25 protein-coding genes, 2 tRNA genes and 1 pseudogene are annotated in these 23,916 nt (G+C 60.8%); 15 read left to right on the top strand and 13 right to left on the bottom strand.

The annotated features are described in order from the left end of the window. Positions 1-18: 18 nt before the first annotated feature. Positions 19-1,872: a phosphoenolpyruvate carboxykinase (GTP) gene (locus V6M87_RS22925; protein ID WP_332878988.1), complete on the bottom strand. Its 1,854-nt coding sequence runs from the start codon at positions 1,870-1,872 to the stop codon at positions 19-21. 239 nt (positions 1,873-2,111) lie between these two features. Between V6M87_RS22925 and V6M87_RS22920 the strand changes: the two genes are divergently transcribed. Continuing rightward, positions 2,112-3,104: a D-2-hydroxyacid dehydrogenase family protein gene (locus V6M87_RS22920; RefSeq protein ID WP_332878987.1), complete on the top strand. Its 993-nt coding sequence runs from the start codon at positions 2,112-2,114 to the stop codon at positions 3,102-3,104. A 127-nt stretch (positions 3,105-3,231) separates the two neighbouring features. Here the strand turns inward: V6M87_RS22920 and V6M87_RS22915 are convergent, their stop codons facing one another. The 3 genes from V6M87_RS22915 to gpmA are packed head-to-tail and all read right to left on the bottom strand — an operon-like array spanning position 3,232 to position 6,927. Then, positions 3,232-4,716: a S41 family peptidase gene (locus tag V6M87_RS22915; protein WP_332878986.1), complete on the bottom strand. Its 1,485-nt coding sequence runs from the start codon at positions 4,714-4,716 to the stop codon at positions 3,232-3,234. A gap of 12 nt (positions 4,717-4,728) precedes the next feature. Next, on the bottom strand, positions 4,729-6,177 hold the full coding sequence (locus V6M87_RS22910) for a murein hydrolase activator EnvC family protein (RefSeq protein ID WP_442920631.1): 1,449 nt from the start codon (positions 6,175-6,177) through the stop codon (positions 4,729-4,731). Positions 6,178-6,180: 3 nt separating this feature from the next. Beyond that, positions 6,181-6,927 (bottom strand): 2,3-diphosphoglycerate-dependent phosphoglycerate mutase, encoded by a 747-nt coding sequence (gene gpmA, locus V6M87_RS22905; protein ID WP_332878985.1) that lies wholly within the window; start codon positions 6,925-6,927, stop codon positions 6,181-6,183. Positions 6,928-7,014: 87 nt separating this feature from the next. On the opposite strand from gpmA, the gene V6M87_RS22900 reads away from it, so the two are divergent. The 4 genes from V6M87_RS22900 to V6M87_RS22885 all read left to right on the top strand — a co-directional run bounded on the left by V6M87_RS22900 (position 7,015) and on the right by V6M87_RS22885 (position 9,454). Then, positions 7,015-7,416 (top strand): rhodanese-like domain-containing protein, encoded by a 402-nt coding sequence (locus V6M87_RS22900; protein WP_332878984.1) that lies wholly within the window; start codon positions 7,015-7,017, stop codon positions 7,414-7,416. Between the two features lie 19 nt (positions 7,417-7,435). After that, positions 7,436-7,699 carry a glutaredoxin 3 gene (grxC, locus tag V6M87_RS22895; RefSeq protein ID WP_332878983.1) on the top strand — a complete coding sequence of 88 codons (264 nt, stop codon included), beginning with the start codon at positions 7,436-7,438 and terminating at the stop codon, positions 7,697-7,699. 134 nt (positions 7,700-7,833) lie between these two features. After that, the gene (gene secB, locus V6M87_RS22890; RefSeq protein ID WP_332878982.1) at positions 7,834-8,295 is read left to right on the top strand and encodes a protein-export chaperone SecB; all 462 of its coding nucleotides are present in this window, start codon (positions 7,834-7,836) and stop codon (positions 8,293-8,295) included. Between the two features lie 130 nt (positions 8,296-8,425). Continuing rightward, positions 8,426-9,454 (top strand): NAD(P)H-dependent glycerol-3-phosphate dehydrogenase, encoded by a 1,029-nt coding sequence (locus V6M87_RS22885; protein ID WP_332878981.1) that lies wholly within the window; start codon positions 8,426-8,428, stop codon positions 9,452-9,454. Positions 9,455-9,636: 182 nt separating this feature from the next. Here the strand turns inward: V6M87_RS22885 and V6M87_RS22880 are convergent, their stop codons facing one another. The 4 genes from V6M87_RS22880 to mscL are packed head-to-tail and all read right to left on the bottom strand — an operon-like array spanning position 9,637 to position 12,336. Further along, a complete protein-coding gene (locus V6M87_RS22880) occupies positions 9,637-10,014 on the bottom strand; it encodes a cupin domain-containing protein (RefSeq protein WP_332878980.1) in 378 nt (125 codons plus the stop codon). A 12-nt stretch (positions 10,015-10,026) separates the two neighbouring features. Beyond that, positions 10,027-10,722: a DUF2461 domain-containing protein gene (locus V6M87_RS22875; protein WP_332878979.1), complete on the bottom strand. Its 696-nt coding sequence runs from the start codon at positions 10,720-10,722 to the stop codon at positions 10,027-10,029. Between the two features lie 51 nt (positions 10,723-10,773). Beyond that, entirely contained in the window at positions 10,774-11,919 is a 1,146-nt protein-coding gene (locus V6M87_RS22870) for a trypsin-like peptidase domain-containing protein (protein ID WP_332878978.1), read from the bottom strand. Positions 11,920-11,922: 3 nt separating this feature from the next. Then, positions 11,923-12,336, bottom strand: coding sequence for a large conductance mechanosensitive channel protein MscL (gene mscL, locus V6M87_RS22865; protein ID WP_332878977.1), 414 nt, complete (start codon positions 12,334-12,336; stop codon positions 11,923-11,925). Between the two features lie 220 nt (positions 12,337-12,556). On the opposite strand from mscL, the gene petA reads away from it, so the two are divergent. The 8 genes and pseudogenes from petA to V6M87_RS22825 all read left to right on the top strand — a co-directional run bounded on the left by petA (position 12,557) and on the right by V6M87_RS22825 (position 18,585). Next, entirely contained in the window at positions 12,557-13,171 is a 615-nt protein-coding gene (petA, locus tag V6M87_RS22860; protein ID WP_332878976.1) for a ubiquinol-cytochrome c reductase iron-sulfur subunit, read from the top strand. Between the two features lies 1 nt (position 13,172). Then, positions 13,173-14,585: a cytochrome b gene (locus V6M87_RS22855; RefSeq protein ID WP_332878975.1), complete on the top strand. Its 1,413-nt coding sequence runs from the start codon at positions 13,173-13,175 to the stop codon at positions 14,583-14,585. Between the two features lie 19 nt (positions 14,586-14,604). Beyond that, entirely contained in the window at positions 14,605-15,363 is a 759-nt protein-coding gene (locus V6M87_RS22850; RefSeq protein ID WP_332878974.1) for a cytochrome c1, read from the top strand. 90 nt (positions 15,364-15,453) lie between these two features. Further along, positions 15,454-16,065 carry a glutathione S-transferase N-terminal domain-containing protein gene (locus V6M87_RS22845; protein ID WP_332878973.1) on the top strand — a complete coding sequence of 204 codons (612 nt, stop codon included), beginning with the start codon at positions 15,454-15,456 and terminating at the stop codon, positions 16,063-16,065. Between the two features lie 134 nt (positions 16,066-16,199). Next, complete coding sequence (locus V6M87_RS22840; protein WP_332878972.1) at positions 16,200-16,718, top strand: ClpXP protease specificity-enhancing factor; 519 nt, start codon at positions 16,200-16,202, stop codon at positions 16,716-16,718. A gap of 27 nt (positions 16,719-16,745) precedes the next feature. Continuing rightward, a tRNA-Thr gene (locus V6M87_RS22835) sits at positions 16,746-16,821 on the top strand. Between the two features lie 151 nt (positions 16,822-16,972). Continuing rightward, the gene (locus tag V6M87_RS22830; protein WP_332878971.1) at positions 16,973-17,236 is read left to right on the top strand and encodes an XRE family transcriptional regulator; all 264 of its coding nucleotides are present in this window, start codon (positions 16,973-16,975) and stop codon (positions 17,234-17,236) included. 2 nt (positions 17,237-17,238) lie between these two features. After that, positions 17,239-18,585 (top strand): annotated as a pseudogene (locus tag V6M87_RS22825) (type II toxin-antitoxin system HipA family toxin). 10 nt (positions 18,586-18,595) lie between these two features. On the opposite strand, the gene V6M87_RS22820 reads toward V6M87_RS22825, so the two are convergent. From V6M87_RS22820 to V6M87_RS22810, 3 genes are read right to left on the bottom strand one after another with little or no spacing between them, the layout of a single operon-like run. Continuing rightward, on the bottom strand, positions 18,596-19,594 hold the full coding sequence (locus tag V6M87_RS22820; RefSeq protein WP_332879041.1) for a zinc-dependent alcohol dehydrogenase family protein: 999 nt from the start codon (positions 19,592-19,594) through the stop codon (positions 18,596-18,598). 32 nt (positions 19,595-19,626) lie between these two features. Beyond that, complete coding sequence (locus V6M87_RS22815) at positions 19,627-20,097, bottom strand: pyridoxamine 5'-phosphate oxidase family protein (RefSeq protein ID WP_332878970.1); 471 nt, start codon at positions 20,095-20,097, stop codon at positions 19,627-19,629. A 30-nt stretch (positions 20,098-20,127) separates the two neighbouring features. After that, positions 20,128-20,694, bottom strand: a complete 567-nt coding sequence (locus V6M87_RS22810; protein ID WP_332878969.1) for a hypothetical protein — start codon at positions 20,692-20,694, stop codon at positions 20,128-20,130. Between the two features lie 163 nt (positions 20,695-20,857). Here V6M87_RS22810 and V6M87_RS22805 point away from each other — a divergent pair, with 163 nt between their 5' ends. Beyond that, a complete protein-coding gene (locus V6M87_RS22805) occupies positions 20,858-21,325 on the top strand; it encodes a universal stress protein (protein ID WP_332878968.1) in 468 nt (155 codons plus the stop codon). Positions 21,326-21,385: 60 nt separating this feature from the next. Then, positions 21,386-21,461 (top strand) — tRNA-Thr (locus V6M87_RS22800). Positions 21,462-21,802: 341 nt separating this feature from the next. On the opposite strand, the gene V6M87_RS22795 is transcribed toward V6M87_RS22800, so the two are convergent. Beyond that, positions 21,803-22,645: a sulfotransferase family protein gene (locus V6M87_RS22795; protein WP_332878967.1), complete on the bottom strand. Its 843-nt coding sequence runs from the start codon at positions 22,643-22,645 to the stop codon at positions 21,803-21,805. Positions 22,646-22,758: 113 nt separating this feature from the next. Continuing rightward, positions 22,759-23,916, bottom strand: a 1,158-nt coding sequence (locus V6M87_RS22790; RefSeq protein WP_332878966.1) for a YDG domain-containing protein, incomplete at its 5' end; no start/stop codon positions are given.

Here is a 23,916-nt window from a genome sequence, read left to right as displayed (position 1 = left end):
GCGGCAGGCAATTTTAGTTCAACTGGCCAATTTGGATTCCAACGCGGCTTTGGCATCCGTCAATTCGGCCGGCAAGTGGTATGCCAGCTTGTCGAACAGTTCGGTATGCAATTTCAGTTCTTCGATCCAGGCATGCTTGTCCACCGAGGTAATCTGGGCGAATTGCTCGGCACTGAAGTCGGAACCGTTCCAGTTGATATCTTCGTAGGAAGGCGTCATGCCAAACAGGTTTTCCACGCCACCGGCCTTGCCCTCGATGCGCTCGAGCATCCATTTCAGGACGCGCATATTGTCGCCAAAACCAGGCCAGACGAATTTGCCGTCGGCATCGGTACGGAACCAGTTGACGCAGAAGATTTTAGGCGCCGCAGCACCGATCTTGCTGCCCAGGTCGAGCCAGTGCTGGAAGTAGTCGCTCATGTTGTAGCCGATGAACGGCAGCATGGCGAATGGATCGCGGCGCACGACGCCCTGCTGGCCGGCAGCGGCAGCGGTGGTCTCGGAGCCCATGGTCGCGGCCATGTAGACACCTTCGGTCCAGTTGCGCGCTTCGGTCACGAGCGGCACCGTGGTCGAACGGCGGCCGCCGAAAATGAAGGCCGAGATTGGCACGCCGGCCGGGTCATCCCAGGCCGCATCGATGACCGGGTTCTGCGTCGCTGCCACCGTAAAGCGGGCGTTCGGGTGCGCGGCTTTGCCGGTCGACGCCGGCGTCCAGTCTTTACCTTGCCAGTCGATCAGGTGCGCAGGTGCTTCCTTGGTCAGGCCCTCCCACCACACGTCGCCATCGTCGGTCAGCGCGACGTTGGTGAAGATCGTGTTTTCCTTCATCGACGCCATGCAATTGAAGTTGGTTTTTTCGTTGGTGCCCGGGGCCACGCCAAAATAGCCTGCCTCGGGATTGATGGCGTACAGGCGGCCGTCAGCGCCCGGCTTGATCCAGGCGATGTCGTCGCCGATGGTGGTGACTTTCCAGCCATCGAAGCCGGCCGGCGGGATCAGCATGGCGAAGTTGGTCTTGCCGCAAGCCGATGGAAAGGCCGCTGCGACGTAGTGTTTCTTGCCCTCTGGCGATTCGACGCCGAGGATCAGCATGTGCTCGGCCAGCCAGCCGGTGCCGCCCTGTTGGGCTTCCTGGTAGCCCATGTTCGAGGCGATGCGCAAGGCAAAGCATTTTTTGCCGAGCAGCGCATTGCCGCCGTAACCGGAACCATAGGACCAGATTTCGCGGGTTTCAGGGTAGTGGACGATGTATTTGGTCGGATTACATGGCCAGGCGACATCCTTCTGGCCGGCCGCCAGCGGCGCGCCGACGCTGTGCACGCACGGGACAAATTCACCATCGGTACCCAGCACGTCGTACACGGCTTTGCCCATGCGCGTCATGATGCGCATGTTGACGGCAACGTAGGGCGAGTCGGACAGCTCGACGCCGATGTGGGCGATCGGCGAACCCAGCGGTCCCATCGAAAACGGCACCACGTACAGGACGCGGCCGGCCATGCAGCCGTCGAACAGGCCGTGCAAGGTATCGCGCATCTCGGCGGGGGCCATCCAGTTGTTGGTGGGACCGGCCTGCTCTTTGGTGGCCGAGCAGATGTAGGTGCGGTCCTCGACACGCGCAACATCGGTCGGGTCGGACTGGGCAAGGTAGGAATTCGGACGCTTGGCGGGATTGAGGCGCTTCATCGTGCCGCCGTCGACCATCAGCTGGCACAGGCGGTCATACTCTTCTTCCGAGCCGTCGCACCAGTAGATGCTGGCCGGCTTGGTGAGGGCGGCGATATCTGCCACCCAATTGATCAGCTTTTGGTGTTTGATGTAAGCTGGGACGTTCAAAGCGGCGACGCCGCCCATCACGGGTTGGTTCATGGGACCTCCAATACAAAGTAAAAAATTCTGTAGTGCGGACATTCAGGGGAAGCAATCAGTTATACGTTTTGATGCTGTCAAACCCTCAAGTCGGCCGATTGTACACCCGGATTTGGGTCATTTATCCCGCTGAAACCCAAAAATGTAGTAACAATAGTTGAGTAATGTAGTGGGCTATTTGCAAATCTGTAAATTATGTCATTCCATTACGAATCTTTTAATAACTTCTGGCAACTACCATGAAAATTGCGATTCTTGACGATTTCCAGGATGCAGTCCGCACGCTCGACTGCTTCAAACTATTGGACGGCCACGAGGTCAAAGTGTTCACCAATTCCACCCGTGGTTTGGGCCAGCTGGCCATTCGCCTGGCGCCATTCGACGCGCTGGTGCTGATCCGTGAGCGCACGGCCTTCCCCGCTGCATTGCTGGCCAAGTTGCCAAACTTAAAATTGATTTCGCAGACCGGCAAGCTGGCGGGACACGTCGATGTGGCTGCTGCCACGGCGCACAAGATCGCGATTGCAGAAGGGGTTGGCTCGCCGGTGGCACCAGCCGAACTGACCTGGGCGCTGATCATGGCGGCCAGCCGCAAGATCGTCCCATACGCCAGCAATTTGAAGGATGGCCTGTGGCAGATCGCCTCGATTCACCAGCCGTTCAACGGCCTGGGCCGCGTGCTCAAGGGCCGCACGCTGGCGATCTGGGGTTACGGCAAGATCGGCAAGATGGTGGCAGGGTACGCGGAGGCGTTTGGCATGTCGGTGCTGGTCTGGGGCAGCGAGGCGAGCCGGGCCGCGGCAGTGGCAGATGGGCGCGAGGCTGCAGCCAGCCGGGAAAGCTTCTTTGAGCGGGCCGATGTGCTGACCTTGCATTTGCGCCTGGCCGATGCCACGCGCGGGATCGTCACGGCGGAAGACCTGGCGCGCATGAAGCCGGATGCGCTGTTCGTCAATACAAGCCGGGCTGAGCTGGTGGCGGAGAATGCGCTGGAAGATGGATTGAAGAAAGGGCATCCGGGAGCGGCGGCCGTGGATGTGTTCACCAGCGAGCCCTTGCCGCTCGATGCTGCCTTGTTAAAAATGCCGATGGTGCTGGCGACGCCGCATCTGGGCTATGTGGAGAAGGATAGTTACGAGCTGTATTTCGGGGCGGCGTTGCGGAATGTCGCCAATTTCGCGGACGGGAAGCCGAGCGGGATTTTGAATACCGAGGTGCTGGGGGGTGTGTAGCTGGTAAAACACCGCTAACTGTATTTTAGCGTTTGCTTTCAAACCGTCATTCCCGCGCAGGCGGGAACCTATACCACCTCTTCTGAATCAAAAAAAACCAGGCACGCGACCTGGTTTTTTAACATCATCACTGCTTCCTGGTGCGCTTCAATTCAGGCGGCGCCGTCTCCGACGGTTTTTTCTCGGTCGCCGGCAGCGCAGCAGCAGCCTTGTCCAGCTCCGCACCGCTCTTCGCCTTTTGCACCGGCAAGCCTTTGAAATGGTTGAGCGCCTGCGCTAATTGAAAATCGTCCTTGCCGCCCAGATCGAGCGGCTTGCGGTCCCGCATCAGCGCCGCGGCACGCTGGTCTTCTTCCAGTGCATCGCGCTTGTCCTTGGCGGACGGCTCCTTGTCACCCTTGTTCGACAGGTGCCCTTCCAGGTCGGCCTCGCGCATGCGCAGCGCGTTCAGGCCATCGCCTTCTGCCGATTCATCGACCGCGATATCGGGCACGATGCCGCGCGCCTGGATCGAGCGGCCCTTCGGCGTGAAGTAGCGCGCGGTGGTGATTTTCACGGCGGTATCGGGACCGAGCGGACGCAAGGTTTGTACCGAACCTTTGCCGAAGGTCTGGCTGCCCATCACGATGGCGCGCTTGTAATCCTGCAGCGCGCCAGCCACGATTTCCGACGCCGACGCCGAACCCGTGTTGACCAGCACCACCATCGGCACCGTTTTCAATGCCGCCGGCAACTTGGCCAGCGGATCGGCGCCAGCCGGTGCGTAAAACTCGCGCCGGCCATAGAATTTTTTGTTTGAATCGGCCACCTGCCCTGCCGTGGAAACGATCAATTGATCGCTGGCCAAAAAGGCACTGGAGACGCCGATTGCGCTCGGTAACAAACCGCCCGGATCATTGCGCAAGTCCAGCACCAGCCCTTTCAAGGCGGGGTTCTGCGTGTACAGCTCGCCGATTTTGGTCACCAGTTCCTCGACGGTCTCTTCCTGGAATTGCGACACGCGCACCCAGCCGTAACCCGGCTCGACCATCTTCGACTTCACGCTGGCCATCTTGATTTCTTCGCGCGTGACCGGCACCACCCACGGCTTGTCTTCGCCGCGGCGGGCAATGGTGAGTACCACTTTGCTGAACGGAACGCCGCGCATTTTCTTGATGGCTTCGTCGAGCGACATGCCCTTCACCGGCGTGCTGTCGATGCGGGTAATCAGATCGCCGGCCTTGATGCCGACCCGGTAGGCCGGCGAATCGTCGATCGGCGAAATGATTTTCACGTAGCCGTCTTCCATCGACACTTCCACGCCCAGGCCGACGAACTTGCCCTGCACGCTTTCGCGCATCTCGGTATACGCTTCCTTGTCGAGGTAGACCGAGTGCGGGTCGAGCGAGGCGACCATGCCGCTGATGGCTTTCGACAGCAGTTTTTTGTCGGCCACCGGCTCGACGTAATCGCTCTTGATGAGACCATACACATCGGCCAGCTGGCGCAATTCATCCAGCGGCAACGGGCTTGGACCGGGCTTCTGTGCATAGGCGGTTACCTGGACCGACGCGGCCACGCCGACCACGATGCCGATACCGATCAGCGCGACATTTTTGACTCTGTTACCCATGATGCAATGCCCTTAGAATTTGATCCAGCTGGCAGGGTCGAACGCCTTGCCCAGGTGCCTGAGTTCAAAGTATAGCCCCGATTCTTCGTTGCCGCCGGTGTTGCCCGCGCTCGCAATCTGGTCGCCCGCCTTGACCGTATCGCCGGCGTGTTTCAGTAAAGTCTGGTTGTTTCCATAGATCGACAGGTACTCGCTGCCATGGTCGACAATGATCAGATTGCCGAAGCCGCGCATCCAGTTGGCGAACACGACACGCCCGCCGGCCACGGCGCGCACATCGGACCCTTCGGCCGCTTTGATGAACATGCCTTTCCAGGTCGGGCCGTCGCCGCGCTTGGCGCCGAAGCGCGCCGCAACGCGGCCGCTGATTGGCGCTGCCATGCGGCCGCGCAGGCTGGCAAAGGCGCCGTCCGGTGCGGCGGGCGCGAGCGCGATATCGGCAGCGCGCGCCGCGGCCGGATCGGGCTTTTCTTCAGGAACAGGCCGCTCGACCGGACGCTGCTCGACAATGCGCGGCTCCGGTTCCGGCTTCACTGGTTTACCCGGCTTGTGACTCTGCTGCTGCGCCAGGCGCGCGCGTTCACGCTCGGCCCGCTCCGCGCGTGCGCGCGCTTCCGCCACCAGCTTTGCTTCAGCCGCCGCCTTCGCGCGTGCCTCGGCCACCGCTTGCAGACGCTTGCGTTCGGCCGCGGCAGCAATGGCTTGCTCGCGTATCAGTTTGGACAATTGATCGACCAGCCCGCTCATGCGCTGCTCGTCGCGCGCCAGGTTGCCCGCTTCCTTGCGTTGCGCCACTAGTTTGCTCGACAGCGTGCCCAGTAAAGCAGCCCTTCGCGCTTTCTCTTTTTCCAGCGTGACTTTCTGGTCGCGCTGTTCCTGGGCGATCTCTTCCAGTTCGTCCTTCGCGTTCTGGGTCTGTTCCTTGTTCGCCTCGACCGCGGCGAGGTTGGCGCGCAGCGAGGCGAGCAGGCGCGCCTGCGCCTGCGATACATACGACAGCATCTGCAAATCGCGGTTGATGCGGTTCGGATTGTCGCCCGACAGCAGCAGCTTGATGCGGTCTTCGTTGCCGGCCACATAATGCTGGCGCAGCAATTTGGCCAGTTGCTGCTTCTGGCTGGCGATGGTGCGATTGAGATTGTGCTCGTTGACGTCGAGCGTGGCCAGCTTGGCGCTCGTGGCGCCCTGCTCCTGGCCCAGGTCGCGCAAGGCGCGGTTGGCGTCGGAGATGGCTTCTTCGGATTCGGCCAGGGTGTCGGCGGCGTCGTCTTTTGCGCTTTCGGTCTTGCTGATGTCGCGTTTCAGCGCGGACAGTTTTTGCTGGATACCGGCGCGCTCGGCTTCGGCGGCGGCTTTTTGTTTACTGCGCTCGGTCGGGCGCGCAGGCGCGCCGGACGCGGCGGCGGCCACCAGCAGCGCGCACAGCGCCGCGATGACCGACTTCCGGATGTGACGATGCAAAGCTTACTTTGCCTTTCCCTGGTTCGCCACGGCCGCCACGGCGGCGGCAATTGCGGCCTGGTCGCCCAGATAGTAATGGCGAATCGGCTTCAGGTTTTCGTCGAGCTCGTACACCAGCGGCTGGCCGTTCGGAATGTTCAGGCCGACGATGTCTTCGTCGCTGATGCCATCAAGCATTTTAATCAGGGCACGCAGGCTGTTGCCGTGCGCGGAAATCAGAATCTGGCGCCCCGCACGGATGGCCGGGGCAATTTCTTCATCCCAGGCCGGCATCACGCGCGCGACGGTGTCCTTCAGGCATTCGGTCAGCGGGATGGCGGCCGGGTCGAGCGCGGCGTAACGCGGGTCGGTGGCAGAACTGCGCGCGTCGCCCGCTTCCAGGGCCGGCGGCGGCGTATCGTAGCTGCGGCGCCAGACCAGTACCTGCGCGTCGCCATATTTTGCGGCCGTTTCGGCCTTGTCGAGACCCTGCAGGGCGCCGTAGTGGCGCTCGTTCAGGCGCCAGTCGTTTTTGATGGGCAACCACATCATGTCCATTTCGTCCATGGCCAGCCACAGCGTGCGAATCGCGCGTTTCAGCACCGAGGTATACGCCAGGTCGAACGTGAAGCCGGCCTCTTTCAATACGCGGCCGGCGGCGCGCGCTTCGCTGGCGCCCTTCTCCGTCAGGTCGACATCGGTCCAGCCCGTGAAGCGGTTATCGAGGTTCCAGGTGGACTCGCCGTGACGCATGAAAACGATTTTGTACATGGGTTCTTCTTCAAAAAATAGGGGTAAAGGATTGCGGGTCTGCTTCTATTTTATAATGCGCCCATTCAGTTCAACCATGGAACCCCAGTGAAATTCATCCTTGACCATATTTTCGTCGTCGCCATCGCCGTCTTGTCGGGCGCCGCCCTGCTGTGGCCAGCCATCCAGCCCCGTGGCCGCCGTGCGTCGGCGCTGCAGGTGACCCAAATGATCAACCGTGGCAAGACCATGGTGCTGGACGTGCGCAGCGCGGAAGAATTTGCCGCTGGGCATTTGCGCGACGCGAAAAGCATTCCACTGGCAGACTTGTCGGCTCGCATCGGCGAACTGGATAAATTCAAGGCCAAAACCATCGTCGTGGTGTGCCAGAGCGGCGCGCGCGCCGACAAGGCCGCCAAAGTCCTGGGCGCCGCCGGCTTTACCGACGTATTCAGCCTGGACGGCGGGCAGCCGGCCTGGACCGCTGCCAGCTTGCCGATTACCAAATAATCAGATTAAAGGAAACACCATGTCCGCCCACGTCGTTCTCTACCATACCGCCAGCTGCCCCTACTGCGTCCGTGCCGAGCGCCTGCTCGAAGCCAAGGGCGTCAAGGAAATCGAACGCATTCGCGTCGACCTCGATCCGGAACAGCGTACGATCATGATGCAAAAGACCGGTCGCCGCACGGTACCGCAAATCTATGTGGGCGATACCCACGTGGGCGGCTTCGACGATTTGTATGCGCTGGACCAGGCCGGTCGCCTCGATCCCTTGCTGGCAGGCGCCTGATTTTCGGAGAATGATCGCGCGGTCATCGAGGCTATGACTGGCCAATTGGTTTTGATACAATTACCCGCGCGTTTGATTCCAGGCACCCTCTGAACGACCCGTGCCTCTCCTACTAATTACAACGAAAGCGTTCCATGTCCGACGAAACTCTGCAACCCGTATTCCAAATTCAGCGCGTTTACCTGAAAGACTTGTCGCTGGAACAACCTAACTCGCCAGCTATCTTCCTCGAGCAGGAAGCTCCAACCATCGAAGTCGCCCTCGACGTCGGTGCGGAAGCCATCGCCGAAGGTATCTACGAATCGACCGTCACCATCACCGTGACCGCAAAAATCAAGGACAAAGTCGCTTTCCTGGTTGAAGGCAAGCAAGGCGGCATCTTTGAAGCACGGAATATTCCTGCTGACCAGATGGACCCACTGCTGGGCATCGGTTGCCCGAACATCGTGTACCCGTACCTGCGTTCGAACATTGCCGACGTGATCACCCGCGCTGGCTTCCCACCAGTGCACCTGGCGGAAATCAACTTTGAAGTGTTCTACCAGCAGCGTCTCCAGGCAATGGCTGAAGCCGCTGCCGCTGCACCAGCAAACTGATCGACTAGTTTGCGTCTGGCGTCCCGTGCTGTGCGCGGGGCGCTGTCTGCTGTTTCTTCCCCATTCGCTTATCATCAGGCTCCGTTGTACCGGCCTGCGCCGCTGCATGCACCTTTGATTGAACCCCACCATGCCTGATCCGACCGCTCCTTTTAACATCACCGTCCTGGGCGCTGGCGCCTGGGGCACGGCCGTTGCCATCGCCCTGGCCGCGCGCCACAACGTGCTGCTGTGGGGCCGCAACGTCGAGGCAATGGCCGCCACCGCCGCCGCGCACGAAAACACGGCTTACCTGCCCGGCTTCAAGCTGCCGGACGGCTTGCAGGTGGGCAGCGACTTCGACGCCGCGCTGGCGCATGCGGCGCCTGCCGAAGGCGTGCGCACGCTGCTGATTGCGGCCTGCCCCGTGGCCGGACTGCGGCCGCTGCTGGAACAGCTGAAAGGTCGGCCGATCGACCACATCGTCTGGCTATGCAAAGGGTTCGAGTACGACACCGGGCTGTTGCCGCATCAGGTGATGCACGCCGTACTGGGCGACGCGATCAGCGGCGCGGCCTTGTCCGGGCCGTCGTTTGCGCAGGAAGTGGCGCGCGGCTTGCCGTGTGCGCTCACTGTCGCCTCGCACGATGAACGCCTGCGCAACCGCGTGGTTGCCGCCGTCCATGGTGGAAATATCCGCGTGTATGCCTGCGACGACATGATCGGGGTGGAAGTGGGCGGCGCCGTCAAGAATATTCTCGCCATCGCCACCGGCGCGGCCGACGGCATGGGGCTGGGCCTGAACGCCCGCGCCGCGCTGATCACGCGCGGCCTGGCCGAAATAACGCGCCTGGGTACCATCCTGGGCGGGCGCGCCAGCACCTTCATGGGGTTGACCGGCATGGGGGATTTGATTCTGACCTGCACCGGCGACCTGTCGCGCAACCGCCGCGTGGGACTGGCGCTGGCGCAGGGCAAGCCGCTGACGACCATTGTCGACGAACTGGGTCACGTGGCCGAAGGGGTGCCGTGTGCGCGCGCGGTGCGCGCGCTGGCCTTGAAGCTGGGCGTGGATATGCCGATCACCAATGCGGTGGCCGGCGTGCTGTTCGATGGCGACAATGCCGCCGCGATGGTGACGCGCCTGCTGGCGCGCGATCCGCGCGACGAGCTAGCGTGATCGAAGTCCGATCGTTCATTCACCGCCCACCTACCCAACGTCATCCCCGCGAAGGCGGGGACCCATAACCCGTCAAATGCAGACGCGATCTCCACTCAAACTTGCTATAGGCCCCCGCCTGCGCGGGGGTGACGGTAGAAAGTGATTGGTTTACCGGCCCACAGAAACATTCGGCGGGAAACTCAGGCTTCCTGCCCCGCATCGGCCACCGCAGCAATCCCGCCATTGCGTTCGGCGGGTAATAAAATCGTCATCAGCGCCACCGCGTCTTGATTGGCGCGGATGGCGTGCGTCTGTCCGCCTTCCAGATACAGCATTTCGCCAGGGCAAAGGATGGTGGTCTTCCCGTAGGCATCGAAGGCAATCTCTCCTTCCAGGCACAACAAGGTCAGTTCGCCGTTGACGCGGTGCTGCGGCATGGTCCGTTCTTGCGGCAGGACCAGGCGGATGAGTTCCATATTGTCCGTCTTGGCCAGGGCCACGGACGTGAAATGGGCGATATCGTCGTCGCCCCGTTGAAGGGCGATTTTTTCGCCTGATGCAGCATGTTGCAGGGCCATATAAGTCTCCTGTTATTCGGTGTCGGCTGTTTCCAGTTCGGGTACGCCACGCAGCCACAGGACCAGCGGCAATGCATCCTTGAACGCTTGCGCCAGTTGCGGCACCAGCTTGTCGGGCGCATTGATGTCCAGCTTGACCTCGGTCCAGACAAAAAAGCTCTTCAGCTTGAGCGCTTCGATATGCGGATGGTCGGGATCGAATCCTTTGGGCGGACGCAGTAATTTGTCCTCTTCCAATAAACCGGCGTAGGTGGCGCGCAAGGCCTTATTTTTCAGTATTTTGGCGAAACCTGTCGCATCGTTGAGCACATGCTGGCGAATCGCTTTCAGTCGCGCCGGTGGCGGCAGGTATTCGCCCGCGCCCATGCCGAGGATGCCCTTGCCGTCGATCTGGAAATACCAGGTCGGTCCGCCTCCGGCGCTGGGGCGGCGCAAATCGTTGGGCGTGATGCCGGCCGAAAAGCGGGTTTTATAGGGCGTCTTGTTTTTTGAAAAACGGATGTCGCGGTTGATGCGGAACATCGCCTTTTTGGGATTGCAGGCAGCCACCTGCTTGTCGAACAGGGTGATCTGCCGGATCAATTCCGTGACCACTTCCAGGAATTCTTCGCGCAGGATGTCGTAGCGCGGCTTGTTCATCACGAACCACGGACGGGCATTGTTTTCTTCGAGTTCGGACAAGTACTGCTTCAGGTCGCGCAAATGCATGGGTTCTCAATAAGTAATGGATCCCGGCCAGCGCCGGGACGACTTCGTCGGTTAATCCGCGATGCGCGGCCGCTTGCCGACCGTAACGTCCACGGTCGACTCACGGTTCTTGCGGATCACGGTCATGCGCGTTTTGCCGCCCGGCGTCAGTTGCGCAATCAGGTTGAGCATGTCGGTGGTGCTGGTTACCTGCTTGCCGTCGACGCCGGACAGGATATCGCCGGGCAGCATGCCGGCTTTGTCGGCCGGTCCGCCGCGCACCACGCCGGCGATGATGGCGCCGCTCTTGCGGTCGAGGCCAAAGCTGTTGGCCAGTTCGGGCGTGATGTCCTGCGACTCGATGCCGATCCAGCCGCGCGTGACCTGCCCATGCGCGACGATTTCGTCGAGCACGGCTTTGGCGGTGGTGACGGGAATGGCAAAGCCGATGCCGACCGAGCCGCCGGTCTGCGAATAAATCGCCGAGTTAATTCCGAGTAAATTGCCGCTGGTATCGACCAGCGCGCCGCCCGAATTACCGAAGTTAATCGCCGCATCGGTCTGGATGAAATTTTCAAAATGGTTGATGTGCAGGTTGTTCCGCCCGACTGCCGAAATGATGCCCATGGTGACGGTCTGGCCCACGCCAAACGGGTTGCCGATCGCCAGCACCACGTCGCCCACGCGGGCGTGTTCCGGATGTCCCAGCAGCATGACCGGCAATTTGCGTTCAGCGATGCGGATCACGGCCAGGTCGGTCTCCGGATCGGTGCCGACGATCTTGGCAGGCACGGTGCGGCCGTCGGCCAGGCCCACTTCGATGTCGTCGGCGTCGTCGACGACATGGTTATTGGTGAGGATGTAGCCATCCGGCGAGACGATCACGCCGGAACCCAGGCTGGCGCTCTGGCGTTCCGGCGAACCGTCGCCAAAAAAGCGCCGCAGTTGTTCGTCTTTCGACGCCGACTGCTGTTTCGGACGCGACTTGCTGCTGAAGATATTCACCACCGACGGCATGGCGCGCCCGGCCGCGTCGCGGAAGCTGGCACCGGCCGGTTTCATCGTGGAGGCCGCCTGCAGCACGGGCGCCGGACCGGTATCGATCCGGCGCGCCGGCGTGAGGCGCTGCAGCCAGTCCGGGCGCACGGTGGCCAGCACCAGGTACAGCCCGAAGGCGATGGTGATGGTTTGTGCAAAGACCAGCCACAGGCGGCGCATCGTTTAGCGTTTCAGGGCGTCGCGGATTTCGCGCAACAACAGCACGTCTTCCGGGGTGGCGGCGGCGACCGGCGCTGGCGGGGCTGGACGCAGGCGATTCATGAAGCGCACAATCTGGAAAATAATAAATGCCAGGATCAGGAAATTGAGGGCCACGGTGATGAAGTTACCGTAAGCGAGCACGGCACCGGCCTTTTTGGCTTCGACCAGCGACAGGGCGGTACTTTGGCCATTCAGCGGTACATAATAGTTGGCGAAATCCAGGCCGCCGAACAATTTTCCGATGGGCGGCATGATGATGTCCTGAACCAGCGAATCGACAATCTTGCCGAATGCACCACCGATGATGACACCGACCGCGAGGTCCATGACATTTCCCTTGATTGCGAACTGCTTGAACTCCTGCATCATACCCATGGCTTCTCCTGTAACGTCGATCAAAAATACGCTTCGATGATAACCCATACGCTTGATCTTTCGGCAAGGGAGCGATGCGACATGGGTGACTGCGCGACGGATTGACTTTCCAGAAAGATTTTTTGGTACTCGCCGAATGCTTTCACATATAATTTAATGTTGTAGAACAAGCTATTGCTTGAAACCTGAAATTTCGCATTTTGACTAAATGGGGTTGGAAATGAGTAATGAGAAGCAGGTCGATTCAGGCCGACGCAACTTGCTCGTGGCTACATGCGCGGCAGGTGGCGTTGTGGGCGTTGCCACAGCAGGCGCCCTGGTCAGCAGTTTCCAACCCTCCGAACGCGCCAAGGCAGCCGGCGCACCGGTCGAAGTGGATATTTCGGATGTCAAACCAGGCGAACTCAAAGTGGTGGAATGGCGCGGGAAACCCGTCTGGATCCTGCGCCGCACCCCGGAAATGATGGCGAGCCTCGCCAAAAACGATCCCCAGCTCGCCGACCCAGCGTCGGACAAGGTGTATCAACTCGATATGCCGGACTACTGCAAGAACGAAGCGCGCGCCCGCAAGGAGCACAAGGAAACGCTGGTGGTGGTGGGCATCTGCTCGCACCTCGGCTGTTCGCCATCGTCGCGCCTTGCCGCCGGCGCCCAGCCGAATTTGCCGGACGACTGGCATGGCGGCTTCCTGTGTCCGTGCCACGGCTCCACCTTCGACCTGTCCGCGCGCGTGTTTAAAAACAAGCCCGCGCCGACGAACCTCGATGTACCGCCGTATATGTACCTTTCCGACAACAGAATTGTGATTGGCAAAGACGAAAAAGGCGAGGCATAACATGGGCGCGTTCAAGGAAACCAAGCTTCCACCGAATGCACCAGCGGCAAGCAAAGCGCTGGCCTGGATCGACGACCGTTTTCCGCTGTCGACCCTGTGGAACGATCAATGGGGCAAGTACTACGCCCCGAAAAATTTCAATTTCTGGTACATCTTCGGCTCGCTGGCGATGCTGATCCTGGTGATGCAGATCCTCACCGGTATCTTTTTGACCATGCACTACAAGCCGGACGCGGCGCTCGCCTTCGCTTCCGTCGAATACATCATGCGCGAGGTGCCATCCGGCCGCCTGATCCGCTACATGCACTCGACCGGGGCCTCGGCGTTTTTTATTGTCATCTACCTGCACATGACCCGGGCCTTCCTGTATGGCTCGTACCGCAAGCCGCGCGAACTGCTCTGGCTGTTCGGCTTTGCCATTTTCCTGTGCCTGATGGCCGAGGCGTTTTTCGGTTATTTGCTGCCTTGGGGGCAAATGTCGTACTGGGGCGCGCAGGTGATTGTGAACCTGTTTGGCGCGATTCCGTTCATCGGCCCCGATCTGTCACTGTGGATCCGTGGCGATTACGTGGTGTCCGACGCGACGCTGAACCGTTTCTTTGCGTTCCATGTCATCGCGATTCCGCTGGTTCTGCTGGGCCTGGTCGCGGCGCACTTGATCGCACTGCATGAAGTGGGCTCGAACAACCCGGACGGCATCGACATCAAGGACCACATTGGCCCGGATGGCCATCCGCTCGATGGCGTTCCGTCGCATCCTTACTACACCTTCAAGGACTTGTTTGGGGTCTCGGTGTTCCTGCTGATCTTCTCGTCGGTCGTGTTTTTCGCGCCGGAGATGGGCGGCTACTTCCTCGAGTACAACAACTTCCTACCGGCCGATTCGCTGAAAACGCCGACGCACATTGCGCCAACCTGGTATTTCACGCCGTTCTATTCCGTGCTGCGCGCCACCACCGCCGACTTCATGTGGGTCATCATGGCGGCGGTGGCGGCATACGTCGTATTCATCTGGCTGCGTTCGCGCCTGTCGTTCATCGTCAAGTCCATCATTGCCGTGGTTGCCATCCTGGCCATCGTCGGCATGCTGCCATCGGTGCTGGACGCAAAATTCTGGGGCGTGGTGCTGTTCGGCTCGTCGGTGGTGATCCTGGGCGCCATGCCGTGGCTCGACCACTCGCCGGTACGCTCGATCCGCTACCGCCCGCGCTGGCATCTGTATCTGCTGTGCTTGCTGGCACTGGTGTTCCTGACGCTCGGTTTCCTGGGCACGCGCCTGCCGACGCCGGCGTTCACGCTGCTCTCGCAAATCTGCACATTGTTTTATTTCAGTTTCTTCCTGCTGATGCCGTGGTGGAGCACGATGGGCACCTTCAAGCCGGTGCCAACCCGTGTGACATTCACGCCGCATTAAGCCATCCGAGGACACAACGATGAACTTCAAGAAATTGTTACTCGCGCTGGCGCTGCTGCCGATGGTGGCGTTCGGCAACGAAGCGACGTATCCATTAGACAACGCGCCGTCCCGATCGAGCCTCAGTTCATTGCAAAACGGGGCCCGTCTCTTCATCAACAACTGCCTGAACTGTCATTCCGCATCGTCCATGCGGTACAATCGCTTGCGCGACCTTGGCCTGTCGGAAGACCAGATCAAGGCGAACCTGCTGTTTTCCGGCGAAAAGGTCGGCGATTTGATGACCACGGCCATGCGTCCAGCAGATGCAAAAGCCTGGTTCGGGGCTGTTCCGCCCGATTTATCGGTCATTGCGCGCGCCAAGGCATCGGCGAGTGGCAGTGGTCCGGATTATCTGTACACCTACTTGCGCACGTTCTACAAGGATGACAGCCGGCCAACTGGCTGGAACAACCTGGTGTTGCCGAACGTCGCAATGCCGCACGTGATGTGGCAACTGCAGGGCGTCCGCGCCGTGAAGATGGTCGAAATCGACGATCCGCACGAGCACGGCAAGAAAATCCAGACAATGGCTGGCTTCGAGCAATTGACGCCAGGCACAATGAATTCGGCCGAGTTCGACTCGGCCACGGCCGATCTGGTCGCCTACATGGACTGGATGGCCGAACCGGGCCGCGAATCGCACCGACGACTCGGTGTGATCGTGGTCATGTTCCTGGCCTTGTTCGCATTCCTGGCATGGCGCTTGAATGAGTCGTACTGGAAAGAAGTTAAATAACGGTATCCATTGCCCGCCCTTGAAGCGGGCAATCTTTTCGGGGTGAGCCGCGTGCGGTTTGCCCCTTTGTTTCTTAAGGAACTATAAACCATGATGGTTCTCTACTCCGGCACCACGTGCCCGTTTTCCCAACGCTGCCGCCTGGTCCTGTTTGAAAAAGGCATGGACTTCGAAGTGCGCGATGTGGATTTGTTCAACAAGCCTGAGGACATCTCGACGATGAACCCGTACGGCCAGGTTCCGATCCTGGTCGAGCGCGAATTGATTCTGTACGAATCGAACATCATCAACGAGTACATCGACGAGCGCTTCCCGCATCCGCAACTGATGCCAGCCGATCCGCTGATGCGCGCGCGTGCCCGCCTGATGCTGTTCAATTTCGAAAAAGAGCTGTTCGTGCACGTCCACGTGCTCGAGAGCGAACGCGCCAAAGCCAGCGACAAGAGCCATGACAAGGCACGCGCCGAAATTCGCGATCGCCTGACCACGCTGGCGCCGCTGTTCTTGAAAAACAAGTACATGCTGGGCGACGAATTCTCGATGCTCGACGTGGCGATTGCGCCATTGCTGTGGCGCCTGGACCACTACGGCATCGAACTCTCGAAGACGGCTGCGCCGCTGATGAAATACGCCGAACGCATCTTCTCGCGTCCTGCCTATATCGAAGCGCTGACGCCTTCCGAAAAGGTCATGCGTCGTTAATGAGGAAATGGTCAATGGCGTGGCTAGCCGGGTCCTTGACCAGAATGCTCTCCTCTGCCCTGCACGCCAGATTGCGCCGCCAATCGGCGAATCAAGTAAACTGGCGTGCAACTGCATCACCTATCAAGACCAACATGTCCGAGATCTCCACCAAGCCCTACATGCTGCGCGCCATTTATGAATGGTGCACCGACAGCGGATTTACCCCATATCTCGCGGTGAAAGTCGACGCGTCGACCACCGTGCCACTCGAATTCGTCAAAAAAGGCGAAATCGTGCTCAACATCAGTTACGGCGCCACGTCCGGCCTGAAGATGGACAACGACGCGATTCACTTCCGCGCCCGCTTCGGCGGCGTCTCGCGTGAAATCTATGTCCCGGTCCACAACGTGCTGGCGATTTACGCCAACGAAAACGGCCAGGGCATGGCGTTCGAAGTGACGACGCCATCGGCTGACGCGACCCCGTCGCCGGCCACGGCCGCACAGGCACCGCAACTGGCGCCTGCCGCAGTACCGACGCCACCGCCTGCACTGTCCTCGGTGCCGAGCGGCGACCAGGATGCCAGGCCAGCCGCGTCCTCGTCGTCGACAGATGGCGACGACGAACCGCCGAAAAAAGGCGGCCGGCCAACGCTGACCGTCATCAAATAGCGGGATACTCTCGACCGCACAGTTTTCGCCGACTTAGCTCATTTGGTAGAGCAGTTGATTTGTAATCATCAGGTGGCCAGTTCGAAACCGGCAGTCGGCACCAATAAAATCAAAGGGTTACAGTGCATTTGACTGTAACCCTTTGTCGTTTCCGGGATCGATCCATCGCGACTTGGGACCAGTGTTCGCCATCATCAGGCGCGCACGAACGAAGTCGCTTTATCCGTTTTCCAGCTATTCTCGATATATCCGATATGTCGTGCGCGCCGTCCAACCATCTTCTGCTCACCGCCTCACAGCTCGGCCAGCTGCTCGTATCGACCCGCAAGCGCCCCAAACTTACCCAGGCTGCGGTAGCGACGCATGTCGGTTTGAGCCAGAATCGCATCTCTTACCTTGAGAGCCATGCCGACGAAATCAGCATCAAGCAGCTCCTCAGCTGGTGCGCGGCGCTTGAGCTGGAGCTGCACCTGGGAGAACGCGACACGTCCACTGCCAGCAGCCCGGCGGCGTGGTAGCGATGGGCCGCCGCTCGCACAGTCAAACACTTCACCTATGGGCCAACGGGGACCACGTCGGCCGATGGACGGTCAACGCCAACGGGGACGCCTAACTGGCGTATGACGCCGGCTGGCGCGGCTCCGCGCTTGGCCGCCCCCTCTCGCTGTCGCTACCGTTCAATTTGCACAATGAGCCGCTATAGCGCGCCAATGTTGCGAACTACTTCGAGGGCTTGCTGCCGGACAGCGACATCATTCGTAGACGTGTTGCGATTCGGTTCAAGACCGGCTCGCTCGAGCCGTTCGACCTTCTCGCCGCAGTCGGCCGGGATTGTGTCGGTGCCTTGCAGTTGCTGCCTGAAGGCGAACAACCTTGCGGTCTTGATCAGGTCGCTGGCGTCGTCGTCGACGAGGAAGCCATCGAACGGCACCTGCTCGACGTGGTGAACCTGGAGCGCCACGGCGCACCGAAAGACCCCGACGACGACTTCCGGATTTCGCTGGCCGGTGCGCAAGAGAAGGACGCATTCCTCTGGTGGGATGGCAAATGGCGAAAGCCGCGCGGCGCTACGCCGACGACGCACATCTTCAAGCTCCCGATCGGAATAGTCAGCGGAAAACGGGCAGACTTCTCCACCTCGGTCGATAATGAATGGCTGTGCCTGCGCCTGTTCAAGGAATACGGGCTGCCTGTGGCGAATGCGGAGATAGCGACGTTCGGCACGCAACGGGTGCTGGTTGTCGAGCGATTCGACCGCAAGCGTTCGGCCAACGGGAAGCAGCTGTTCCGGCTCGTCCAGGAGGACTTTTGCCAAGCGACGGGAACGTCCCCGCGGTTGAAATACGAACATGACGGCGGACCGGGATTAAAACAGATTTTTACCCCCCTGCAGCAATCGCGGGAGCGTGCCGCAGACATGCATACGCTGATGGCATCGCAACTGCTGTTCTGGATGCTGCGCGCGCCAGACGGCCACGCCAAAAACTTCAGTATCGAGCTCCTCGCGGGTGCAGGCAGGTTCAAATTGACGCCTGTTTATGATGTGATGTCGGAGTATCCGGTTATCGGCCCCGGTCCAAACCAGTGGGCAGAGCGTCAGCTCAAGATGGCGATGGCGCTGCTGGGGAACAGTCGCCATTATCTGGCACACAGCATCCAGCGGCGCCACTTCAACAGCACGGCAAAAGCGCTCGGCTACGGCGCGAACGCAGAGCCGCTGCTGCAGGATTTCATTGCCCGCACGCCCGCAATTGTCGACAAAGTCCGCGCCGAGCTTCCTGTGGATTTTTCCGAAAAGGTTGCCGATAAAATTTTGGGCGGACTGCTTGCCGCTGCGGGCGCACTTGAAAAGATGCATACAAATTGATTTGTAATCATCAGGTGGCCAGTGCGAAACCGGCAGTCGGCACCAGCACCGCGGCGCCATCGAGTTTGCCGGCGCGCAGCGCGGCGACGGCATCGTTGGCCTCGTCGAGCCGATACGGGACCGGGACGGTGGCAATTTCGCCGTGCGACACCAGGGCAAAGAACGCTTCCCCGTCGGCGCGGGTCAGGTTCGCCACCGTGCGCTCGCCCCACAACAAGGCGTACGGAAAGGCGGGGATGTCGCTCATGTGGATGCCGGCGCAAACCACCGTGCCACCGCGCACCACGGATGCCAGCGCTGGCGGCACCAGCGCGCCGTCCGGCGCAAAGATGATGGCCGCGTCGAGCGGAGCTGGCGGCATCACGTTCGATGCGCCGGCCCAGGACGCGCCCAGTGACAAAGCAAAGTGTTGGGAACGCACGTCGCCCGGCCGCGTGAAGGCGACGATTTCGCGGCCCTGATGCACGGCCAGCTGGGTGAGGATGTGCGCAGCCGCGCCAAAGCCATACAGCCCGATGCGAGAAGCGCTCCGGACCATCGCATAGGCCCGGTAGCCGATCAGGCCGGCGCACAGCAAGGGCGCGGCATGCACGTCGTCGTAGCAATCGGGCAGCGCGAAGCAATAGCGCTCGTCGGCCAGTGTGTAGTCAGCAAAGCCGCCATGGCGGTCATAGCCCGTAAAGGTAGCCTCGGCACACAGGTTCTCGCGCAAATCGCGGCAATACGCGCACAGACGGCAGGTACCGGCCAGCCACGGCACGCCCACCCGCTGCCCGGTCCGAAAGCGATGCGCCGCGTCCCCCATTGCGACGACCTTGCCGACAATCTCATGACCCGGCACCAGCGGCAGCAAATGGGCTGGGAGTTCGCCGTCGAAGACGCGCAAATCGGTGCGGCAGACGCCGCAGGCGCCCACTTTGAGCAAGATGTCATGACCGCGCGCGCGCGGCACCGCAAGCTGCGCCTGCCGCAGCAGGGTCGCCGGCGCATTGAGCACCATGGCGGACATCGACGATGGCAAGGCCATGGCGATCCCCCGGCTCAGCTGGCCATCACTTGCTCGGCGCTGAGCAATTCGGTATGGCCAAAGCCCTTCGTGTAGTCGAGTAGGCTGATCACGCGCGGCGTGATCTGGATAAACGCAATACTGTCCGCCAGCGGCGAATCGACCCACTGTGCCAGTTGGGGAAAGCGCTTGAGCAGGCAGGCCCTGGCCAGCGCGATGTCGGGCGCGGCGTCGAGGATACGTGCTTCGGCCGCCATCGACAGGCCGCGGATATTGCGCCAATCGTCATACGGCAGGTTGATGGTCAGCGACACCTTGCCGTTGGCGCGGAGATTGCGCGCCTTCTGGCTCTCCTTGCCTATGCCGGCATACAGGATCAGTCCATCGTGTGCATAGCTGATCGTCGTCGCCTGCGGAAAACCGTCGGGGCGGATGGTGGCGAGCGTCAAATCGCTGGCGCCGTCGATGATGGAGACGACGGCGTCCCGGTGCGGCTGGTTCATCATGCGGTCCTTCCATGGCAGGCGCGCGCAGCGCTACTGTGGCAGCCCAATGTCGATTGTCAGGATCATCGAAAAAATCGCGGCGGGCCTTTGCCCGGACGTGTCCCCGGCACCCGGCAGGACCAGGTGCAAGGGCTTGCCCCTGGCGCCAGGCCCCAGCAGCGCCGTACCGGACACGGCATGGCCGGCCATTTCACCACGCACCACATAACGCCCCTGCTTCGGCATATCGACCAGCATGATGGGGCCGTCGCACACCGTCGTCAGCAAGGCGTGGCCGCGCGCGTCGGCGATCTCGACCTTGACGTCGCTGAGATAGTCGCCGCGCTTCGTTGCGAATGTCAGCATCAGGTCGTACTTCGATGCCGCCTGCTTCATCTGGGCCGCCTCGTCGCTCCCGACCCCGCCACAGACATAGGTGATGCCGTTTTCCGTGTGCGGCGGCGGCAATGGCGTCGCCTCCTGCGCCTGTCCGTATGGCGCCGAACACATGAGCGCCACAAACAATGTTGCGATCGATTTGCTTGTCATCGCATCCTCCCGAAAATCAACCCGCACTTCTGCTACCAATAATTCTAGAAGCGTGTCCTTGAATTTCAAGCGGCGGACCATGATGACGCACCCCGCTACAGTGCCAAAAAGACGCACCTGCCGCGCGTCCAAAAACTGTTTTGATCCAGGTCATGGATGGCGCGCCCTCATCTCGTCATGCTCGTTCACGTGTAGCCACGCCATCGCGACGCCAAAACGCACTACTGGGCATATGTACAAGAAAATTCTGGTACCGACCGACGGATCGGACATCGCGCAGGCAGCGGGCGCCGCTGCCGTCGAGTTTGCACGCGCCTGTGGCAGTGAACTGTTCGTGCTGTCCGTGGCACGGCCGACTTACCTGATGCCTGCCGATGAAAGCGCCATGAGTGCCGATCCGGGCTTCGGCGTCGAGGCACTGATGCAACAGGCCGACCGCAGCGTGCAGCAGATCGCGCAGCTTGCCAAGGCTGCCGGCGTCCCGTGCAATACGCTGACCATCCTGTCCGACGCCCCCAGCGATGAAATCCTCGACGCCGCCGACCGTGAACAATGCGACCTGATTGTCATGGGTTCGCATGGACGGCACGGGTGGTGGCACCTGCTGGCCGGCAGTGAAATGGAGCAGGTCGTGGAAAATGCACAGGTGCCCGTCATGGTGCTGCGGCCGCAAGCTCAGCCGGCCCCATCGAAGCGCTAAAACAAGCGGCCAACGCTGACCGCCATGAAATAGCGGTATAATCTTTACCGCACAGCGTGCGCCGACTTAGCTCATTTGGTAGAGCAGTTGATTTGTAATCATCAGGTGGCCAGTTCGAAACCGGCAGTCGGCACCAATAAATTCAAGCACTTAGCCCAATCCTCAGGATTGGGCTTTTTGCTTTCTGGACGCCATGTAACCCCTGTGTAACCCGGCTTGATCAATCAACCCGGAAGGGCAATGTGCCATATCGGAAAAATTCCGCCGTTTGATCAACAATGCGACAGAACCCGCTGCGGCGCAGCGGCAAATGAGAAAGGGTGGAGTGAGACATATGAGGTCCTTGCAAGATCTGGTTCGTAATATTACCTTCAAGCAACTTTGTCAACAACAACCGATTGCCAACATACTTATGTGTGGTGCTGGGCAAGGAGAAAGAAATAACAATTCACGTTGTCGAGAAAAATATTTTTTCAGTCAGCCATTGTGTGTGGCGGACGGCGTGGCGCGCGGATAGTACAAATCATAAAACCAGCCGCAAGCGCTCTCGATTTGCTGCTGGATGCGCGGTGGAATCGCATGCTGTTGCGGTGCGCTGATCGAAGAAAACTGGCTGTGTCGGTATTTCATCCTGTAATGGCTGTCGCTTTCCTGGATGCCCACGGCCAGGTTTTCCGGATTGATCCGGAAAGGCGCCAAACCCAGCCACGCATATAAATGGTTCATGCAGTCCGCTGGCCGCGCCATCAAGTCTTCGAAGCGGACGATATACAGCTTTTGCTGCACTTCCAGTGGCAAGTCCAGCACGGCTTGAAGCGAACTCAAAGGCGCGCCGATGGTACGGTCCTTGGCAAACAACATGTCGGCGCGGCCCAGGCGGTCGAAGTCGGCCAGGTGATCTACGAAATCGAGCAAGATGGTGCGCTGGTGCTGTGCCTCCACCGAGCCGTATACCTGGCCCAGTTCGCGTACACAGACAATCAACTTGGCTTCCGGCGCCAGTTCCAATAACAATTCCACCGCGTACAGCCAGCCGCGGTTCTTGTCCACCACAGCGTGCTTGCCGCAGTCCTGGTACCAGCCGCGCAGGAAGCCTTGCATGGCGGTCTTCAGGTGGCCGTAGCTGGAGTCGAAGCTGTGATCGAGCTGGGACAGGAAAAACGAGTCGTCGCTGATCGTTCGCCGCATGCCGAGCAAGGCGTTGCACAGCGGCGAACTATTGCCTTCGCTGTGCAGGTCGGGGTGCTGCGCCAGCAACTGGCACAGCAAGGTGGAACCCGCGCGGGGCAAACCGGTCACGCCGATAAAATGGGGATGCATGGCAATCCTGTCGCAGGAATAGAGTGAATGGCAATTATAGGGGAGCGCACCCCAAAAAAATGCCGCTTCAGTCATGAAGCGGCATGGGACAGCGGATCGGCATCTGCTGAAAATTACCGGCTTTCCACGCTGGTGCCGTCGCCACTGCTGACCGTCAGGCGCAAGCCGGTATCGATCACGCTCAGGCGCAGGCCCGGCAACACGTTGGTGTTGATCGTTGGTCCGATCTGCACTACCGGCGCGGTGCTGGTGGTCGGGGCAGCGGCCGGCTGCGTCGTGGCGACCGCAGCATCGCCCTTGACCGTCGCCGTTTCAACCGTGGTGGTGAGCTTGGTTACCACCATGTTGGCCTGCACCATATTGCCTTGCGATGGGGCCACGGTGACCGTGCCGAGCACGTTCGACAGGGCGCTTTGCAGCGCTTCGGTTGGCTTGACGGTCAGCACGCCAGGCGTGTACGCCAGCGTGTAGTTGACCGCCGTCTGACCGCCCGCCGACACCAGATAGTCGCCCGCCGCCGAGCCGGTGGTGGCATCGGTGGTGAAGACCAGGTTGTCGGCCACTTCGCTGGCCACCGTATCGCCGCCCAGCAAGCCGGTGTAGCTGGCCGTGAAGTCCGGATTGGTGCGGCCCTGGTCCTTCTCGGCGTTGTTCACCCGCACCGCCAGCGTCGCCTGGGTCATTGTGGCGGTGGTGGTGGCGGAGGTGTTGACGACGTAATTGCCCGCGTCCGCGCCGCCGATGGCGATGCCGCCCACAGTCACCGTCTTGTTCACGCCAGCGTTCTTGTTGGCGAAACTGGCGCCGGTGTTGCTGATGCTCAGGACATCGCCGGCGATGCGGTTATCGCTCAGCGCCACACTGGCGTTGGTGGTGGTGTCGTACACGCGGTTGGCGCCGGTGGCGGTCACGACCAGGCTTGCGGGCGTGATGTTGGCAATCGTACGGGCCACGTTGCTGGCCAGCGTGTAGTTGCCGGCATCGGCGCCGCCCAGGGCCAGGCCGCCGATGGCGACGGTTTTGCCGTTGGCGACATTTTTGTCGCTGAACGCGCCGGTGACCGGCGCCCCGAGAATCAGGGTATCGCCCGCAAGCCGGCCGGCAAAGGTGGCGCCGGCGAGGTTGAGGCTGGCGCCGGTGGTGCCGTCATAGACCCTGTTGCCGGCCGTGATGCCGGTGACGGCGTTGATGGTGGCTTTGGTGATATCGGCTGTCGCGCTGGCGGTGTTGGCAGCGAGCGTGTAGTTGCCGGCGTCGGCGCCGCCGAGGGC

This window comes from Massilia sp. S19_KUP03_FR1, assembly GCF_036688685.1.
GTDB lineage: Bacteria > Pseudomonadota > Gammaproteobacteria > Burkholderiales > Burkholderiaceae_D > JALYUM01.
This window is presented reverse-complemented; position numbering and strand designations above follow the sequence as displayed.